This is a genomic window from Bacteroides sp. HF-4919, assembly GCF_018860125.1.
In genome coordinates, this window is the sequence record NZ_JAHKNF010000005.1 from 220,300 (window position 1) to 238,523 (window position 18,224).

Annotated in this window: 15 protein-coding genes; 11 read left to right on the forward strand and 4 right to left on the reverse strand. The window is 44.2% G+C overall.

Going from position 1 to position 18,224, the window contains the following annotated elements; all coding sequences use genetic code 11:
* Positions 1 to 135 precede the first annotated feature (135 nt).
* Positions 136 to 1,305, forward strand: coding sequence for a mechanosensitive ion channel family protein (locus KO473_RS10730; protein WP_005780530.1), 1,170 nt, complete (start codon positions 136 to 138; stop codon positions 1,303 to 1,305).
* Here KO473_RS10730 and KO473_RS10735 read toward each other — a convergent pair.
* A complete protein-coding gene (locus KO473_RS10735) occupies positions 1,290 to 2,324 on the reverse strand; it encodes an endonuclease/exonuclease/phosphatase family protein (protein WP_032531690.1) in 1,035 nt (344 codons plus the stop codon). The two genes, KO473_RS10730 and KO473_RS10735, sit on opposite strands and share 16 nt — an antisense overlap.
* A 100-nt stretch (positions 2,325 to 2,424) precedes the next feature.
* Positions 2,425 to 3,891: an aminoacyl-histidine dipeptidase gene (locus tag KO473_RS10740; protein WP_005821127.1), complete on the reverse strand. Its 1,467-nt coding sequence runs from the start codon at positions 3,889 to 3,891 to the stop codon at positions 2,425 to 2,427.
* 161 nt (positions 3,892 to 4,052) lie between these two features.
* Here KO473_RS10740 and KO473_RS10745 point away from each other — a divergent pair, with 161 nt between their 5' ends.
* The 5 genes from KO473_RS10745 (at position 4,053) to KO473_RS10765 (ending at position 8,428) form a co-directional block, all read left to right on the forward strand.
* Complete coding sequence (locus tag KO473_RS10745) at positions 4,053 to 4,286, forward strand: hypothetical protein (protein WP_005807575.1); 234 nt, start codon at positions 4,053 to 4,055, stop codon at positions 4,284 to 4,286.
* 27 nt (positions 4,287 to 4,313) lie between these two features.
* A complete protein-coding gene (locus KO473_RS10750; RefSeq protein WP_005780522.1) occupies positions 4,314 to 4,919 on the forward strand; it encodes an OmpH family outer membrane protein in 606 nt (201 codons plus the stop codon).
* Positions 4,920 to 5,062: 143 nt separating this feature from the next.
* The gene (locus tag KO473_RS10755; RefSeq protein ID WP_122130169.1) at positions 5,063 to 5,962 is read left to right on the forward strand and encodes a LytTR family DNA-binding domain-containing protein; all 900 of its coding nucleotides are present in this window, start codon (positions 5,063 to 5,065) and stop codon (positions 5,960 to 5,962) included.
* A gap of 102 nt (positions 5,963 to 6,064) precedes the next feature.
* Entirely contained in the window at positions 6,065 to 8,008 is a 1,944-nt protein-coding gene (locus tag KO473_RS10760; protein ID WP_005821123.1) for a TonB-dependent siderophore receptor, read from the forward strand.
* Between the two features lie 12 nt (positions 8,009 to 8,020).
* On the forward strand, positions 8,021 to 8,428 hold the full coding sequence (locus KO473_RS10765; RefSeq protein ID WP_005780516.1) for a DUF2141 domain-containing protein: 408 nt from the start codon (positions 8,021 to 8,023) through the stop codon (positions 8,426 to 8,428).
* A 72-nt stretch (positions 8,429 to 8,500) separates the two neighbouring features.
* On the opposite strand, the gene KO473_RS10770 is transcribed toward KO473_RS10765, so the two are convergent.
* Both KO473_RS10770 and KO473_RS10775 read right to left on the reverse strand, forming a co-directional pair.
* Entirely contained in the window at positions 8,501 to 8,845 is a 345-nt protein-coding gene (locus tag KO473_RS10770; RefSeq protein ID WP_005807567.1) for a hypothetical protein, read from the reverse strand.
* The gene (locus tag KO473_RS10775; protein WP_005807565.1) at positions 8,842 to 9,144 is read right to left on the reverse strand and encodes a septum formation initiator family protein; all 303 of its coding nucleotides are present in this window, start codon (positions 9,142 to 9,144) and stop codon (positions 8,842 to 8,844) included. Before KO473_RS10775 ends, KO473_RS10770 begins: the two co-directional genes overlap by 4 nt.
* Before the next feature lie 148 nt (positions 9,145 to 9,292).
* On the opposite strand from KO473_RS10775, the gene KO473_RS10780 reads away from it, so the two are divergent.
* From KO473_RS10780 to KO473_RS10800, 5 genes are all read left to right on the forward strand, one after another.
* Positions 9,293 to 11,137: a DNA polymerase III subunit gamma/tau gene (locus KO473_RS10780; protein ID WP_005821122.1), complete on the forward strand. Its 1,845-nt coding sequence runs from the start codon at positions 9,293 to 9,295 to the stop codon at positions 11,135 to 11,137.
* A 100-nt stretch (positions 11,138 to 11,237) separates the two neighbouring features.
* On the forward strand, positions 11,238 to 12,218 hold the full coding sequence (locus KO473_RS10785) for a head GIN domain-containing protein (RefSeq protein WP_032537668.1): 981 nt from the start codon (positions 11,238 to 11,240) through the stop codon (positions 12,216 to 12,218).
* Positions 12,219 to 12,642: 424 nt separating this feature from the next.
* Complete coding sequence (locus KO473_RS10790) at positions 12,643 to 15,381, forward strand: carboxypeptidase-like regulatory domain-containing protein (RefSeq protein WP_032537528.1); 2,739 nt, start codon at positions 12,643 to 12,645, stop codon at positions 15,379 to 15,381.
* Between the two features lie 26 nt (positions 15,382 to 15,407).
* Positions 15,408 to 16,622: a DUF4876 domain-containing protein gene (locus KO473_RS10795; protein WP_005821116.1), complete on the forward strand. Its 1,215-nt coding sequence runs from the start codon at positions 15,408 to 15,410 to the stop codon at positions 16,620 to 16,622.
* Between the two features lie 38 nt (positions 16,623 to 16,660).
* On the forward strand, positions 16,661 to 18,211 hold the full coding sequence (locus tag KO473_RS10800; protein WP_181996016.1) for a DUF6850 family outer membrane beta-barrel protein: 1,551 nt from the start codon (positions 16,661 to 16,663) through the stop codon (positions 18,209 to 18,211).
* Positions 18,212 to 18,224: the final 13 nt, after the last annotated feature.

The following is an 18,224-nucleotide window of genomic DNA, read 5'->3' on the forward strand; positions in this document are numbered from 1 at the left end:
ATTTCTGGTAACAGATGAAGCTGGCTGTATTGAAAATACCGTTTTTCAATACAGCCTTTTTTATTTGGGCTAAACCTAAAGCCCATTCAGATGTTATTTTGATAAAGTGAACATGTTAAAATAAAGACGATAGTTATGATAGATTTAGGAAGTTGGATGAATAAAATCCTTATAGGTTGGGGAGTGGACCCGAAAATAGCGAATACCTTTGATGAAACGATTATTGCCATCCTGATGATTTTTATTGCGGTCGGACTGGATTATCTTTGCCAGGCCATTTTTGTGGGTGGAATAAAGCGTCTGGCACGGCGGACTCCTTATAAATGGGATACATTGATGGTCAAACATAAAGTGATTCACCACCTGATCCATATTCTGCCGGGTATTCTGATGTATATGCTTTTGCCTATGGCATTTGTACACGGAAAGACTTTGTTGCTGGTTTCGCAGAAAATTTGTGTTATCTATATGATCTTTGCCTTGTTACTGGCTCTCAACAGCAGTCTGCTGATGTTGCTGGATATACTCAATGGAAAAGAAAAGTTGAAGAATCGTCCGATGAAAGGCTTTATTCAGGTATTACAGGTTCTTGTCTTCTTTATTGGCGGCATTGTGATTGTCTCCATAATTGTCGATAAATCTCCTGCTACGCTGTTCGCCGGGTTGGGGGCTTCTGCCGCTATTCTGATGTTGGTCTTTAAAGATAGCATTCTGGGGTTTGTGGCAGGCATTCAGTTGTCTGCCAACGATATGATACGTCCCGGTGACTGGGTGACCATCCCTTCAACCAATGCAAACGGCATTGTGGAAGAGATTACATTGAATACCGTTAAGATTCAGAATTTCGATAATACTATTTCTACCGTTCCTCCCTATTCTTTGGTGAACGGCTCGTTCCAGAACTGGCGGGGAATGACGGAATCCGGAGGACGGCGGGTGATGAAGAGCATTTTTCTTGATCTGACAACTTTGAAGTTCTGCACCCCCGAAATGCTTGATACCTTTCGCAAAGAGATACCTCTGTTGGCAGATTATCAGCCGGAGGAAGGAGTGGTGCCTACAAATTCGCAAGTATTCAGGGTATACGTAGAACGTTATCTTTGCAGTTTGCCTGTGGTAAATCAGGATCTCGACCTGATTATCAGCCAGAAGGAAGCTACTGAATACGGGGTACCTATTCAGATTTATTTCTTTTCCCGTAACAAGGTTTGGAAAGAATATGAACGTATCCAATCCGATATTTTCGATCATTTTTTTGCTATGGTACCCAAGTTTGAACTGAAGGTATATCAATATTCGGATTGATTGGTTTCGAAATCGGTATATACAGGTAAGTGATCACTGTATCCTCCCTGGTATTTCATTCCGATGTAGGTGCGGAAAGGCTGCATGCCTCCGTATTTTTCATCTTTTATCAGAAGGAAAGGCAAGCGCAGTACGCTTGCCTTTTTTTCCTCGGTAAAAAGCGTACCGGAAGTATCAAGCAGTGTACCGGATACAATCAGGTGATCCAGCAATCCCCATTCACCCTGATATTTATAGGAACCGAAGTTACGGTTCTTGGCTTTTCGCGCCAGTAAGTGGTACAGTTGTTTATGGTCAGGATTCTCTTCGGGAGAAAGGGCTTTCAGGACTTGTTTTACAGATTTGTCAGTGGGATAATCATTAAAATCTCCCATAATAATCAATTTGGCAGAACGGCGGACACACATTAGGCTGTCTGCCGCATTTTTCAGTTTTTGTGCCGCAAAAAGGCGATAAGGTTCTGATTGACGTGCTCCGCCCGAGCGGGAGGGTAGATGTGCCACTAATACATCCAGTGTATCACCTGTCAGCAATAATCCGCTGACGTGCAGGATATCCCTTGTCGGACGATGATTCTCAAAATTGCCGACAGGGATGGAAGAACAGGTAAGGAGTTTGAACCGGTCGCGTTGGTAAAGCAGTGCTACGTCGATACCGCGCTGGTCAGGAGAGTGTGTCATCACATAACGATAATCTGCCTCCTTAAGCGGAGAATAAAGCGTGAGATCGCGCATAACCGTATCATTTTCCACTTCACACAATCCTATCAATACCGGAAAGTTCCATTCTCCGACTGCTGCAAGAGTGCGGGCCACATTATCTATCTTCTTTTTATATCGGCTATAGCCCCAATGCCGGAGTGAATGGGGCAGAAACTCCCTGTCATTTTTGAGTGAATCGTGCCGGGTATCGAAGAAGTTTTCGGTATTCCAAAAGACGACACGAAAAGGAGGCTGATTTTGTGCAGAAAGAAAAAGTGAAGTGGAGGAAATCAGCAATAAAAAGAAAAGACGGAGCATAGATTTTAGTTCTCGTTTTGATTCACCACAGAGCACACAGATTTTTAATTTTAGAATTATCAAGTGAATTCTTCTTTGTGTCCTCTGTGGTGAAATTGATTTAGTTCTTTGCCGGAATATGTGCCAATACATCCAACAGATGCTTCCAGAATTTATCTACTGAAGGAATATGCATCCGTTCGTCCGGAGAGTGGACTCCTGTCAATGTAGGACCGAAGGAAATCATGTCCAATGCAGGATATTTATCAAGGAATAAACCACATTCCAGTCCGGCGTGAATTGCTTTTACTTTGGCATCTACACCGAACAGACGTTTATATGACTCTTCAGCTACTTTCAGGATTTCCGAGTTCGGGTTGGGTTTCCATCCGGGATATCCGTCACCCCAAGTCACTTGCGCGCCTGCCAAAGTAAATACTGCACGTACAGTGTTGGCTACATCGTCGCGTGAAGAAAGAATGGAACTGCGCTGGCTGGTTTCGATACGGATAGTATTTTCCGGTTTCATCTTGACAGATGCCAGATTGGTCGATGTTTCCACCAGACCCGGGATGTCATGGCTCATGGCATAAACTCCGTGTGGGCAGGCATACAACGAAGTGATCAGGCGATAGGCTGTACTTGGGTCGATAGCCCAGTCACGACGAGGTTCCGTTTCAAGAAGAATACTCAGATCCGGTTCTAGCTTATGAAGTTCGTCTTCTATTTCTGCAATAAAGACATTCAAGGCTGTGCGCACATCGTGCTTATAATGTTCCGGTACGGAGAATACAGCTGAAGCTTCACGCGGAATGGCATTTCGCAGGTTACCTCCATTGAATTCGAAGAGGAAGAAGTCTTCCTGATAAGTATTCTGCATCAGGTACAGGAAGCGATTCAGAATCTTGTTGGCATTGCCGCGTCCCAGATGGATATCTCCACCGGAATGCCCGCCTTTCAGACCTTTCACGGTGATATGGAAGCAAAGGTGGCTGATGGGTGTCATCACCGTTTCGTATTTGAATTGGGCAACCGAGTCGATACCACCTGCACAACCGATGAAAAGTTCACCTTCATCTTCCGAGTCGAGGTTTAATAGGATTTCCCCGTTCATGAACCCCTCTTTCAGGGCAAAAGCACCGGTCAGACCTGTCTCTTCATCTACAGTGAACAGACATTCGAGAGGACCGTGCTCAATGCTGTCGTCGGCCAGAATGGCCAACTCAGTAGCTACACCGATACCGTTGTCAGCCCCCAGAGTTGTTCCTTTTGCCTTCATCCATTCCCCGTCAATCTCCGTTTCGATAGGGTCGGTCAGGAAGTCATGCTCCGTATCGTTATTCTTTTCGCACACCATGTCTACGTGTGATTGCAAGATCACTGTCTTCAGGTTTTCTTTACCCGGAGTAGCCGGCTTCTTGATAAGTACATTACCGGCTTCGTCCACTTTTGTCTCTAAATTATATTTTTCTCCGAACGCTTTTAAATAAGCGATTATCTTTTCTTCCTTCTTTGAAGGACGGGGCACCTGGCAGATTTCGTTGAAGAAGTGAAATACGCCGGCCGGTTTCAGTTCTGATTTTTCCATTCTCTTTTCTTTTTATGGAATTAAAAATTCAATTTTAACCCCTTATTGCTAAATATGGTTAATTTGCTTGCGAATTTTGAACCCGTTTCTCTTTTTTTATGGTAAAAAAGGAGGCTTAGTCAGTACAAAAGTCTATATTTGCACCCACAAAATTAATAGAAATGCTCTATACAATACTGATAACTCTGTTAATAGTTGCTATTTGCCTTGGTTTATTAGGCATAAAAGTCTTCTTTACAAAAGGCGGAAAATTTCCCAACGGGCACGTCAGCGGCAATAAAGCGTTAAGGGAGAGAGGCATAAGTTGTGCACAGTCTCAAGATCGGGAAGCACAAAAGAAACGGCGCTTTTCTATTGATGAAATTGAGAAAACCTTAAACGATAGTATGAACTAATTAATTAAAAAACTATATTTTACAAGTATGAAGAGAATGAATTACCTCATTAACGGATTTGCTGCTCTTGCATTCCTCTTTCTTTTTTCACAATGCGCTGGTAAAGCCGACAATGCTGCTGCTCCTGCTGCTTCCGGAAATGCAAATGCCACTTCTGGTCTGAAAATCGCTTATGTAGAAGTAGATACATTGTTGTCTCAATATAATTTCTGCAAAGATCTGAATGCTGATATGATCAGTAAGGAAGAGAACAGCCGTATGGTATTAAATCAAAAAGCTAACGAACTGCGTAAATCACAGCAGGAATTCCAGAAGAAATATGAAAGCAATGCTTTTATTTCTCCGGAAAGAGCACAACAGGAATATGCACGCTTAGGTAAATTGGAGCAGGATTTGCAGGCATTGCAAAACAAACTGGCTACCGAAATGGCATCTGAAAATGCTAAAAACAGCCAGATTCTGCGTGACTCTATCAATGCTTTCCTGAAAGAATACAATAAGACTAAAGGTTATAACCTGATTATCAGCAATACCAGTTTTGATAATCTGTTGTATGCCGACAGCACACTGAACATCACAAAAGAAATTGTAGACGGACTTAACGCAAGATATGCTCCTGTGGGTAAGAAGTAAAATCCGGTTTATCATATTATGAAATAGGAGAGGCAATTCTGAAGAGGATTGCCTCTTTTTGTCTTTAAGATTATCTCTCGATTTATAGCTGTCCGTTCGATATTTTATATTATTTTGCAACAAGAGTGAAAAACAGAATACAAATGAGAAATCATTGGAGTGAAAAAATACGAAGACACCTGCAAAGTCCTTATCCGGTTGTGTATCAAAGATGGAAGGTGGTATTGATTTCTTCGTTGGTCGTATTCCTTATATTACTGGTTTTACAGCCTTTCGGAATATCGGGCATTGAGGGGCATAAGTTTTGGATACTTTTGGGCTTTATGGGTGTGACAGCAGTATTTCTGAGCATCCCCGTGTATCTTTTTGCCTGTCTGTTTCCGGAGTTTTACAAAGAAGAGGGGTGGACTGTATGGAAACAGATAGTCAATCTGTTGATGGTAATCTTATTTATTGCTGTCGGTAACTGGCTTTATTCAACATTTGTTTTTGGCTGGGGGCTGCGTTGGGATGTCTTTTGTGTTTTTGCATTGTTCACTTTGGTTATCGGACTTTTCCCTACAGTACTTTTCATTTTATTGAATCAAAACAGGTTGTTGGCTATCCATTTAGAGGAAGCGACGGAGATGAACCTCCATTTACAGCGGTCGGTATCTGCGATGGAATCTGTAGAAACAACTGAAATAGTTTCTTTGCTTTCGTTCCAGGGCGGTACCAGGGAATCTATGGAATTGGACTCTAAGGACTTGTTGTATATAGAGTCCGATGGAAACTATATCCGGGTGAACTATCAGAAAGGAGGCAGAAATATGCAGTGTCTGTTGCGGACGACCATGAAGCAGGCGGAGGAAGTAACCGGTGGGTCTCCGTTGGTGGTGAAGTGCCACCGTGCTTTTCTGGTCAATCTCCGTAAGGTGGTAAAGGTTAGTGGAAACTCACAGGGCTACCGTTTGCTTTTGGAAGGTTATCCGGAAGAGATACCTGTATCACGGGCCTATTCCAAACAGGTTAAAGAGTTGATGGAAACTATAGTCGGCAAATAACCGTTGGTCACAAAAAGATGCAGTTCGTCACATAGGACGAGCTGCTTGTCACATATCCGGGCTGTCTGTCCCGGATATTTTTTTGCTTGGAACCGATCCTTTATGTTTGCCGGTGAAAATGTTAGCAAACAGACCACAATGAAGAGATTCTATGTAACAGTGATTGGAAGCTTGATGCTTCTCCCGGTTTCACTCGTAGCCCAAAACGTAACTACGGATACCATTTTTTTCACGACTTTAGGTGATAGTATATTGTTGGACGAGGTAGTCGTCAAAGCACATAAAACTCCCAGGGCTAACAGCCGCTGGAGCGATTTGCGACCGGTCGATCTGGTAACGGTAGGAGGAGCTAACGGAGATTTATATCGGGCTTTGCAAACCCTTCCGGGGGCTCAAATTCAGGGTGAAAGCGGTCGTCTGTTGGTGCGTGGCGGGAGCAGTAACGAAACACAAACCTATATAGACGGCATGCATGTGTTGAATCCTTATACTACAACCGGAGCGGATACTCCTGCACGAGGACGCTATTCCACTTTTATGTTCAGTGGTGTCAATCTGGCTTCCGGCGGACAGTCACAGGAGTATGGAGAGGCCTTGTCTGCTGTACTTCCTCTGGAAACCAAGGACCATAGTACGGTCAATAAACTGGGAATGAATGTTTCTACCGTCGGATTGGGAGGAGGTGGTACGCGGGCTTTCGGGCACTCTTCACTTTCGCTGAATCTCGATTATCAGAATCTGTCACCTTATTATCGGGTTTATCCTTCCCGGACTGATTTCAAGCAGCCATACGGTATGTTTTCCGGTGCTGCCCAATATCGGTACACGCCGGATGAAAGGACTGTATTCAAATTATATGCAGGGTATGACCGTACTTCCTTTTCGAATTATGCAGATGCAGACCGTCATCTTTTCGCTTTGAGTGAAAATAATGTTTATCTGAACACTACCTTCCGCAAACGTGCCGCTTCCGGTTGGAATTGGTTTTTCGGGGCTGCGTATTCTTTTTATGACCGGCGAGTGGGAGGTGCAGTGACAGGCGGGGATGCATGGAGTGAGCGGCAGCAGGAACTTCATTTGAAAGTCAGGTCCTTCCGGCAATTTACTCCTTGGCTACGTCTGGATGCGGGAGTTGAAACTTTTATCCGGTCATATCGGGATTATTATCGGTTTGAGTTGCTCTATGATGAAAACCGTATGTACCCCACGATCTGTGCAGGATTTCTTTCGTCCATTTTTTATCTGTCGGAACACTTCAAAACAGAACTGTCTTTCCGTCCGGAGTATGTTTCATTGAACCGGCGGATGAACTGGTCTCCCAGAGCTGCTGTCAGTTATGCGTGGAATCGTTTGTCAATCTCGGTTGTGGCAGGACAATACACTCAATTACCGGGAAATAAATACCTGATAAAAAACACTGCTTTGCCCTCTAATATCTGTAGGCAGACTCTCTTCAGTCTCCAATACGAACAGAGCGGGCGATTTTACAAAGCGGAGTTTTATTACAAAAATTATAAAAGGCTGGAATTGTCTGTTCCCCAAGGTATGGTTCCCGATGGATACGGACATAGTAAAGGCGTTGACCTATATTTTTGTGACAATGCCCTATGGAAGAATTTTGAATACCGTTTGTCCTATTCTTATAATCTTTCAAAACGGAAATACCGGGAATATACTGAACTGACCGTTCCGCAATACGCTACCCGTCATAATGTGTCATTGGTACTGAAATACAGTGTTCCCCGTCTGCGAACCATCTTCAGCGTGACCGACCGGTTGGCAAGTGGGCGTCCTTATCATAATCCGGAACTGCCGGGGTTGATGAATGATGAAGTAAAACCCTGCCATTCTCTCGATTTGGGTATCACTGTGCTGGCGAGTAAGAAGGTTATCGTACATGCCTCTGCCACTAATCTGACGGGGCGTAAGAACGAATATGGACGGATTAACGGACAGGCCGTCCGTGCTTCCAGTGACCGTTTCTTCTATCTGGGAGTTTATATCACTTTAGGTAAGAAAGTAGCTTATGATGTTTCTAATTTTTAAATATTTACCATTATGAAGACAATGATTATTTTGCTGTTTGCAGTACTAACGAGTGTGTCCGTAGCGGGTCAGAATCTGACATTGATTGTCAAAGACGTGGAGCATGTGGACGGATCTGTTTACGTGGCTATCTATTTTTCCAAACAGACCTTTATGAAGAAGCCTGTTTTCGGTTTTCGGGTAGGAGTGAAGGACCGGACGATAGAGATACCCTGTAAGGGAATTCCTGCCGGTACTTATGCCATTTCCCTCTTTCAGGATGAAAATGAAAACGGGAAGTTGGATACCGGTGCATTCGGGCGTCCTTTGGAAAAGTTCGGGTTCAGCAATGATGCCGAAGGAGTCTTGGGAGCTCCTTCGTTTGAAAAATGCTGTTTTGAACTCGAACGGGACACTACGATGGTTATTCATTTAAAGTAGTGTATCATTCGGTTTCAATTGCTGATGCAAGTGGAAGGTAGAGAGGAAACTTTGAAAAAGGGGAGCTCTTTTTTATTTAGAGAGCTCTTTCTCCTCTTCCTGCGGAATGCGAAAAGCTGTATAAAGTTCCAATATAGCTGCTATGGTGAGGCAGGCAATCCATTCGTTGCCGCGTGTGGTGAACATGAATGCACCTGTCAGTATCAATGCCAGTGCACCGAATATCTGTTGAATGCGCAGTCGGCGGAGCGTTTTGCTTTTTGCCCGGAGCGGAGTGTTGACCTGGGCCAATGCCACAAAGCCTGCCCCGATGGTATATATATAAGGTGCATACACCCATCCGGTGATAAAGACGGCAGCTCCTACGAGAGCCATCACGGCGCCTACGGCGAAAAGTGCGGGTATCAGTTGTTTCATTCGTTCTCGTCAAATACGTAAATGTCTTCGTTGGGCTTTTTCATCAGATATTTTTCGCGCGCTATCTGTTCGATGGCTTCAGGATTGGTGCTCAACTCGTTGAGGCGCTCCGTGTTTTCTTCATACTCTGCGCGGTATTTATCAATCTCTCCCTGCAAGCGGCTGATTTCGCGTGCATAGCCGATGCGGCGGATCATACTGTTTTCGTCCAGAAAGCCGATGATGACTCCGAATGCCAAGACGGTGATCCAGTATTTATGTCTGCCTATAAACTCCCAGATTGTGATTAATTTGCCCATGATTTTCTCATTAATTCCAGATGCAAAGATAAAACTAATAACTTAAAACGTAGCATTTCCGCTCTAAAACTTATTCCGCTTCCTTTTTTCTCCTTGCACTTTTTTGCGTACATTTGCACAAACTCAAAAAACAGAGATCATCCGGAATATGGAAAACTATATCGTATCCGCCCGTAAGTATCGTCCTTCCACCTTTGAGTCGGTCGTGGGGCAACGGGCACTGACCACTACACTGAAAAATGCTATCGCCACCCAGAAACTGGCGCATGCTTATCTGTTCTGCGGACCGCGCGGAGTGGGTAAAACTACTTGTGCACGTATTTTTGCCAAGACCATCAACTGTATGAATCTTACGGCAGATGGCGAAGCCTGCAACGAATGTGAGTCGTGTGTCGCTTTCAACGAGCAACGCTCGTACAACATTCATGAACTGGATGCGGCGTCCAACAACTCGGTAGACGATATCCGCCAACTGGTGGAACAGGTGCGTATTCCGCCACAGATAGGTAAGTATAAAGTGTATATCATTGACGAGGTACACATGCTGTCGGCCTCGGCTTTCAACGCCTTTCTGAAGACATTGGAAGAACCTCCCCGCCATGCCATTTTCATTTTGGCTACAACGGAGAAGCATAAAATCCTTCCCACCATTTTGTCGCGTTGTCAGATTTACGATTTTAACCGTATCAGTGTGGATGATACCGTGAATCATCTGTCTTATGTGGCATCGAAAGAAGGAATCACAGCCGAACCTGAAGCCTTGAACGTGATTGCGCTCAAAGCGGATGGAGGTATGCGTGATGCACTTTCCATTTTCGACCAGGTAGTAAGTTTCACCGGAGGTAATATCACCTACAAGAGTGTGATTGAGAATCTTAATGTGCTGGATTATGAATACTATTTCCGCCTGACAGACTGCTTCCTTGAAAATAAGGTAAGTGATGCTTTACTATTGTTCAACGATGTACTGAACAAAGGATTCGACGGTAGCCATTTCATCACCGGACTTTCATCACACTTCCGTGATTTGTTGGTGAGCAAAGATGCTGCTACACTCCAGTTGCTTGAGGTAGGTGCCAGTATCCGCCAACGTTATCAGGAGCAGGCACAGAAGTGCACATTGCCGTTCCTGTACCGGGCCATGAAACTTTGCAACGATTGTGATATGAACTATCGCGCCAGCAAAAATAAACGTCTGTTGGTGGAACTGACCTTGATACAGGTTGCTCAGCTTACCGTTGAGGGGGATGACGGCAGTGGTGGGCGTGGCCCTAAACAAGCCATAAAACCCGTCTTCACGCAACCTGCCGCTGCACAGCAGCCTCAGGTAGCACCTGCCGCTTCGCAATCTCAGAGTACGAATGTCGCTGCACCTGCTGCTCCGCAGGTTGCGCCCCAGCAAGCCACTGCCTCTCCGGCTGTCAACATACGTCCGGGCGGAGCGGTTTCTCCACCGGGAGCTATGCCCGATGCGGTACGGATGGCGCAGTTTAAAGAAGAAAAGAAGATTCCTGTGATGAAGAAATCCAGTCTCGGACTTTCCATCAAGCATCCTCAGAAGGAGGAAGAGCAGCAGGGATCGGGAGCGGTCCATACTGTCCAGGTGCAAACACAGCAGATTGAAGAAGATTTCATCTTCAATGAACGCGATTTGAATTATTACTGGCAGGAATACGCCGGACGTATGCCGATAGAACAGAAAGCGATTGCCATGCGTATGCAGAACATGCGTCTGTCATTGCTCAATGATACGACTTTTGAGGTGGTGGTAGACAATGAAATCATTGCGAAAGATTTCACGGCACTGATTCCCAACATACAAGCATATTTGCGTGGTTCATTAAAGAACCGCAAAGTGACAATGACCGTTCGTGTCAGCGAAGCGACGGAGAATGTACGTGCCGTCAGCCGTGTGGAAAAATTCCAGATGATGGCACAAAAGAACAGCGCATTGTTGCAACTGAAGGAAGAGTTCGGTTTGGAACTGTATTAAGGAAAGCAACCATCCGTTTTTTTGCAAGAAATACAGGTTTCTGTGCAACGTTCCGGATACTTGTTACGTCTAATAGCTATAATCAAAAAATAGAATGAATATGAAAACAATTCGTAAGAGAGGGATCAGTGCATTTCTTTTTCTGTCTTTGTTGATGTCGGCAACGTTGGTAAGTGCCCAAGGAGCGATTGTGGCAAGTGGTAAATACATAACGAAGAACGTTAAAGTGTCGGGATTCGACCGGATTCAGCTGAAAGGAAGTCCGACCATTGAATACACACAGTCGTCGGGAGGAACCAAGGTTCAGGTTACAGGATCGGACAATCTGGTTGATTTGATAGAATGCCGGGTAGAAGGAAGTACGCTGATAGTGAATATGAAGCCACATACTAATATTTCTTATGGTAAAGCGGGACGGCTGAAAGTCCTGGTTTCCAGTCCGTCTTTAAGAAGTGCTTTCCTTCAGGGGTCGGGCGATATCTATTTAGGTAATCTGAAGGCAGAAGAACTTGAGGTATCATTGGCCGGTTCGGGAGACATCGTTGCGGGAGATGTAACATGCAATGGTGATTTTTCTGCTTTGTTGAAAGGTTCCGGAGATATTGATGTGAAAGGACAGATTCGTGCTAAAAGTGTGAGTCTGACTTTGCAGGGTTCGGGTGACTTGAATGTTGTCGGTGTTACCGGGAGCGAAATCAGTGCAATGCTTCAGGGATCAGGTGATCTGAAAGTAAGAAGTGCTTATACCACATCGACCGTAACGGCAAAATTGAGCGGATCGGGTGATATGGATGTATTGGGTATCCGTGCCAATAATGTAGCTGCACAATTGGCCGGTTCGGGTGATATGACTCTGTCCGGTTCTACCCGCGATGCCACACTGGTGCTGAGCAGGTCGGGAGAACTTAATGCGCGTAAGTTGGATGCAGAGAATGTAACAGCCCGTGTCAACGGTTCCGGAGATATTACCTGTGTAGCTACAAAGACACTTGTGACTAATATTCAAGGAAGCGGTGAAATTTCATACAAAGGAAATCCGAGTGTGCGGTCGACAGGTAAGAATCACCTGAACAGACTTTAAACACTTTGTATCCTACCTGTCGGGTAGAATACACGAAACGCCCCTTAACAATATATGTTATTCCGATTACATATATTGTTAAGGGGCGTTTCATATATTGTTATTTCATAGGGGTATATATTGGATCAAGATTCCTGTGAGGTAAGCCGAAATAGGAACGTCCCGCATTTGACCGGATGTTATCTATATATAAACGTGTTTGGAGGAAGATTAGGACAGTAAATAAAAATGAGTCATAACTAATACCAGAATGGTAATCCTGTAATGGAAGGATTTCATCAAAAGTGATTTTGCATTGATAAAGATTAGGTAAAACAACTAAATGTAGGTATTATGTTTGCATATAGATACAATATTATACCTAAATTTTGGTATTGTCCCCGCTGTGGGTATATTGTACTTTTGCGAGCTAATAGAAGGTGAGATGATTCGTAAAATTGCATATATACTTTTTTTATTTATAATTTGCTGTAATGTGTCTCGTGCGTGGGGGCAGACGTTTGTATTCCGGGGTACTGTATTGGATGAACAAACTCATAAAGCATTGGATTATGCCACCATTCAGTTGTTTGTGGAGAAACAGTTTGCTTATGGCGGAATAACAGATGCAAACGGACATTTTGAACTTCTTCATATCAAGCCCGGGACCTATCGGATCGTCGTATCTTATTTAGGGTATGATTCTACCGAAAAAGAGATTAAAGTGCTTGGAAATACTTCAGAAATCTTTCATTTAAAGCCCTCAAACATGGCGTTGAACGAAGTGGTAGTGACTGCTTCCGAATCAAAGCGTGCTACCAGTGCTTCCATAGTCGACCGTACTGCCATGAAACATCTTCAACCCAGCAGTTTCAGTGATTTGATGGAACTGATACCCGGAGGAAAATCGGCTGATCCTCAGATGGGACAGGCCAATCTGATTCGTATACGTGAAACGGGTAAGACGGAAGATATCTCTTCATTGGGAGTTGGATTTTACATTGATGGTATTTTTCAGAATACGGATGCCAATCTGCAGTATATGCCGAGTAGCACTTCTGCTGTAAATGCGACGAGTACGATGTCAAAGGGACTGGATATGCGTACCATTCCGACTGATAATATTGAAAAGGTGGAGATCATTCGTGGTATTCCCTCTGTAGCTTATGGTAACGTGGCAAACGGCGCTGTGATTATCCAGCGTAAAACCAGCGAAAGTCCGTTATCTGCACGCTTCAAGGCTGATAAGACCAGCAAACTGTTTTCAGTGGGCAAAGGATTCCGGTTGGACGGGAACGGACGTTATGTTTTGAATGCCGATTTGAGCTATCTGGATTCAAAAATAGATCCGCGCAACAGCGTGAAAAACTATACCCGTCTCACAGCCTCCACCCGTCTGGATGGAAAATGGTTATGGAATGAACATAATATTCATTGGAATATCAGTACCGACTATACCGGATCGTTTGATGATGCGAAGCGGGATAAAGATGCAACCGTAAAGGAGGACTCTTATAAATCAGACTTCAGCAGTTTGAAGATGGCAGGAAAATGGAACCTGAAATTCCCTAACCATTCGTGGATTCGTGAGATTAGCGCGGCAACTTCTGTCAGTTGGCAGTGGGAGAAGATGCGTGAAACGAAATCTGTGTCTCTGAATCGTCCGGCCGCTATTGCTACTCAGACAGAGACCGGAGAATCTGATGGCATCTATCTGCCCTATAATTATGTGGCGCAGATGGAGATTGACGGTAAACCTTTATATGTTACGGCTTCTGCCCGTACGCAATTGGCTTTTCCACTGGGGATGCTGCAAAATGCAATGAATATAGGGGTGGAATGGAATTATCAGAAGAATTTGGGAGAAGGCCAGGTATTCGATGTGACACGACCCATCAGTGAAAGTTTGAGTACACGTCCGCGCTGTTTTAAGGACATACCGGGGCTGCAACCTTTCGCCTTCTATGCCGAGGAGGTGTTGAATCTTCCTGTAAATAGACATAAATTGGCTTTTACGGCCGGTATCCGCTTGCAGTCCTTATTGGGGCTGGACACTAAATATAAGATGCAGGGTAAGATATATCCCGATCTCCGTCTGGACTTGCAATGGAGTTTGCCGGTATCAAACGGATGGAATGTTGCCTTTTCGGGAGGTTTGGGCTGGATCAGCCGTATGCCGACCACCGCACAGCTATATCCGGATTTTAAGTATGTAGACTTGATCCAGCTGAATTATTACCATACTAACCCGGATTATCGCCGTATCAATATGATGACGTATAAATGGGATAATACAAACTATCAGTTGGAACCGGCACGTAACATGAAATGGGAAGTGCGGGCCGACGTCAGCTATAAGGGAAACCGTCTGTCGATGACTTATTTCCGCGAACGGATGAACAATGCTTTTGATGATATCACTTATTATAAATCATTGGCGTATAAGCTATATGATCCTGCAAGTATCGACGGCTCAGCTTTGACGGCTCCTCCCCAACTTTCTCAGTTGACTTATGCAAATGAATATAATCTGGATGTGTATTCCACACAAGGCAATGTAATGAAGGTGCGTAAAGAAGGAGTGGAGTTTCAGTTCGCTTCCAAACGAATCGAATCGCTCAAGACCCGCGTCACTATGTATGGAGCCTGGATAAAGACAGTTTATAATTCGGACTCTCCCAAATATAAGGCCTCTTCTATATTGTTGGACAACAAACAGTTGAAATATGTGGGGTTGTATAATGGGGACAACGGAACAGAAAGCCAGGCATTCAATACGAACTTTATGTTTGATACCTATATACAGCGTTTGGGGCTTACTTTCTCCACGTCGGCACAATGCACTTGGTATACCAACAGACGGAACTTGTGGAATAACGGCGTGCCGGTAAGCTATATCGATCAATCCGGTGAAACGCATCCGTTTCGTGAAGAAGATAAAAACAATATTCAGTTACAGCATCTGGTGGAGAAATATTCAGCCACTTATTTTGAGCGTACTACTGTGCCTTTTTATATGGATATCAATCTGAAGGCGAGTAAACGGATCGGTAAGTATCTGAATCTGGCTTTTTATGTAAACCGGCTTTTGGGTATTTATCCTGATTATACGTTACGGGGCGTACTGCAACGGAGAACGTCCGAATCGCCTTATTTCGGCATGGAAATGAACTTGACTTTTTAGTAAATGAATAATAAAACAAAATAGAAATGAAGATGAAAAAGAATCAATTGACAATCGCAATCCTTTTTGCGACAATGCTGGGATTTACCGCATGTAGTGATGATGATAAAGTGAGCATATCCACTGTAGGTATTACCACTACTGTAGATACAACCATCGAGGGTCTGCAACTGACCGGTGGGACCTATACTTTTGAAAATGTAAATACATCTGTCAAGACAGACATTGCCTATCCGGCTCAAAGTATTGAATTGGCGGACGGGTTGTATAATGTAACTTTCATTGGTAAGGGAACTTACTCACTGAATGGAACTCCGGTGGAAGTCGATGTACAGGGAGTGCAACAGAATGTGGCCGTATCCGGAGGGTCATACAAGTTGGAACTGAAAGTTCATGTACTCAATACAGGTGACCCCGATTTTGTGATTGCCGAGATATTTATTCCCGGAACCTATAATGAAGCAGGCAAGCAATATAATGGCGACCAGTATGTACGTATCTATAATAACTCGGATAAAGTTTTGTATGCGGATGGATTGATATTTATGGAATCACAATTCCAAACTACCCAGAAATATCAGTCGGTAGATCCGGATATTATGAATGAAGCTATTGCGGTAGGCTCTGTTGTAGCGGTGCCGGGCAGCGGAACAGATTATCCGGTACAACCGGGAGAGTCCTTTATCCTTTGTGACAATGCGATCAATCATAAAGAGGCTAATCCGAATTCTATAGATTTAAGTAAAGCCAATTTTGAGTGGTATATTGAATCGAAGCAAGATGTGGATAATCCGGCTGTTCCCAATCTGGATGTTTATTATTGTTATTCCAAAACTATCTGGGTGTTGAATAAACAGGGAAATCGCGCCTATGCTATCGGCAGATTACCCAAAGGCATGACTAAAGAAAAGTATATTTCAGACTATGCATACAACTATACGTATATCATGCAAAATGGAACAGCCAGTAAGCCGCAAAGCAAATATAAGTTCCCCAATGAATGGGTGATTGATGCTGTAAATGTAGGTGCTTCCAATGAATGGCAGTGGAATGTTACCTCTACCGGGTTGGATATGGGGCATACTTATATTGGTGTGAACAATACCGTTGCAGAAAACATCGGAAAGTGCGTAATGCGTAAAGCTGCCTATAAGGATGGTGATCGGGAAGTATTGCAGGATACAAATAACTCTACTGTTGATTTCACACCTGCGGCTACTCCGAGCCTGTTTAACAAATAATTGAATCCATCCTATTGATATATAAATCTTTATTATTCATGATGCGAATCCGAATTATCATTACGTTGCTGATTGCTTTATTTGTGGAGAGTCGGCAGGAAGCCTTCGGGCAGACTGCCGACACACTCTCCCTGTCCGATAAGGTGATCCGTACCGCTTCATTCGCGACCGGATTTCGTGGTGAGGTATGGCGGAATCCGGCACTTTATTATTACTATACTCCGTATACATGGACAAGGCTGGACGTAAATGGAGCTTATCATGATAAAGGAAAAGCATCTTTGAAACAGGAAGGTGATAAGGATACCCGTATCGGGGTAGATGTCAACTCCTTCGTCATTCTTTCGGAACGTGATCGTGTATTCGGTTCAGCAGGATACAGAAGTGAGAAGCAGGAGAATGTGTTATGGAATGAGAATATAGACTGGAAACTGATCGCTCCTTACGTGACCGGTGATTCCATTGGCGGTTTCCTGAAAGGAGAAACTTATTATTTCAATGGAGGTTACGCCAGTGAGTCGGGTTCCTGGACGTGGGGAATCACCGGTGGTTACAGGGCGTCTCATAATTATCGGGATAAAGATCCGCGTCCGCGTAATACAGCTTCCGATCTCTCTTTGGCTTTGGGAGCAGGATATCGTCTGGGGACATATCGTTTGGGAGTTTCCGCAGATTTCCGGCTTTATCAACAGAAAAGTGAGATTTCATTCCTTGCAGATAAAGGTTCCACTTCGGTATACCATATGTTGGGATTGGGCATGGATTATGTGCGTTTTGCCGGAAACCAGACCGGAACGAAGCATCAAGGCACCCGGTGGGGAGGAAGCATAGGCATTCTGCCGGCTGATACGGAGAAGGGGATATCGGCCACAGTCTCAATTGACCGTATGTCGATGGACAAGAAATTGAGCAATGCCAATAATCTCACTTTGCTGGAATTGAATACGACTGATTTGAAAGGGAACGTGACTTGGATGCGGGAACTTCAGCAGGCAGAACACCTTGCAGTGAAACTGGATGCAGGCTATACAGTCCGTAAAGGAACGGAGAATATTTACGGAGAGGCGGGCGGAAGCTCCTATGGAGCATTAATCAGCACATCTCCGGGAATGAAGGTCACGAATAGTCGGATTGCCGTAAGTGGTTTGTGGGAGAAGCTTTTGACCGATAAAGGTGTATGGGGAGGAGCAATTGTTCCAAACATAATCTACCATCGGTTGGAGACGGATTACAACGCCGTATCCCGGTTTGTTCACCTGTCTGCTCTGGAGAGTTCTTTGCGTGCCCGTTTGCAGTATCAGAAGAGGCAACTGCGATTGACCGCAGAAGCTAACGGTGGATATTATGCCAATTTATCGGCTGAATATTCTTTACCGGGATTGGATGCCGCGAAGTCTTCCGCCCAGACTTTGTTGGCGAATATTGACTATTTATCTGATAGCTACAGTATGGTAGGGATTCGTCTGCAAGGGGATTATCCTATCATGAAACAGTATAACCTGTCTTTGTCTGTTCAATGGCAGACTGCATATTATAAAAAATGCGGAACGGCCCAGTATGCCGCTTGTTCACTGGGCATCTTTTTCTGAAAAAATAAAAACA

Coding starts and splice junctions, on each gene's coding strand:
- KO473_RS10730 (WP_005780530.1), top strand. CDS start 136: ATGATAGATTTAGGAAGTTGGATGAATAAAATCCTTATAGGTTGGGGA.
- KO473_RS10735 (WP_032531690.1), bottom strand. CDS start 2,324: ATGCTCCGTCTTTTCTTTTTATTGCTGATTTCCTCCACTTCACTTTTT.
- KO473_RS10740 (WP_005821127.1), bottom strand. CDS start 3,891: ATGGAAAAATCAGAACTGAAACCGGCCGGCGTATTTCACTTCTTCAAC.
- KO473_RS10745 (WP_005807575.1), top strand. CDS start 4,053: ATGCTCTATACAATACTGATAACTCTGTTAATAGTTGCTATTTGCCTT.
- KO473_RS10750 (WP_005780522.1), top strand. CDS start 4,314: ATGAAGAGAATGAATTACCTCATTAACGGATTTGCTGCTCTTGCATTC.
- KO473_RS10755 (WP_122130169.1), top strand. CDS start 5,063: ATGAGAAATCATTGGAGTGAAAAAATACGAAGACACCTGCAAAGTCCT.
- KO473_RS10760 (WP_005821123.1), top strand. CDS start 6,065: ATGTTTGCCGGTGAAAATGTTAGCAAACAGACCACAATGAAGAGATTC.
- KO473_RS10765 (WP_005780516.1), top strand. CDS start 8,021: ATGAAGACAATGATTATTTTGCTGTTTGCAGTACTAACGAGTGTGTCC.
- KO473_RS10770 (WP_005807567.1), bottom strand. CDS start 8,845: ATGAAACAACTGATACCCGCACTTTTCGCCGTAGGCGCCGTGATGGCT.
- KO473_RS10775 (WP_005807565.1), bottom strand. CDS start 9,144: ATGGGCAAATTAATCACAATCTGGGAGTTTATAGGCAGACATAAATAC.
- KO473_RS10780 (WP_005821122.1), top strand. CDS start 9,293: ATGGAAAACTATATCGTATCCGCCCGTAAGTATCGTCCTTCCACCTTT.
- KO473_RS10785 (WP_032537668.1), top strand. CDS start 11,238: ATGAAAACAATTCGTAAGAGAGGGATCAGTGCATTTCTTTTTCTGTCT.
- KO473_RS10790 (WP_032537528.1), top strand. CDS start 12,643: ATGATTCGTAAAATTGCATATATACTTTTTTTATTTATAATTTGCTGT.
- KO473_RS10795 (WP_005821116.1), top strand. CDS start 15,408: ATGAAGATGAAAAAGAATCAATTGACAATCGCAATCCTTTTTGCGACA.
- KO473_RS10800 (WP_181996016.1), top strand. CDS start 16,661: ATGATGCGAATCCGAATTATCATTACGTTGCTGATTGCTTTATTTGTG.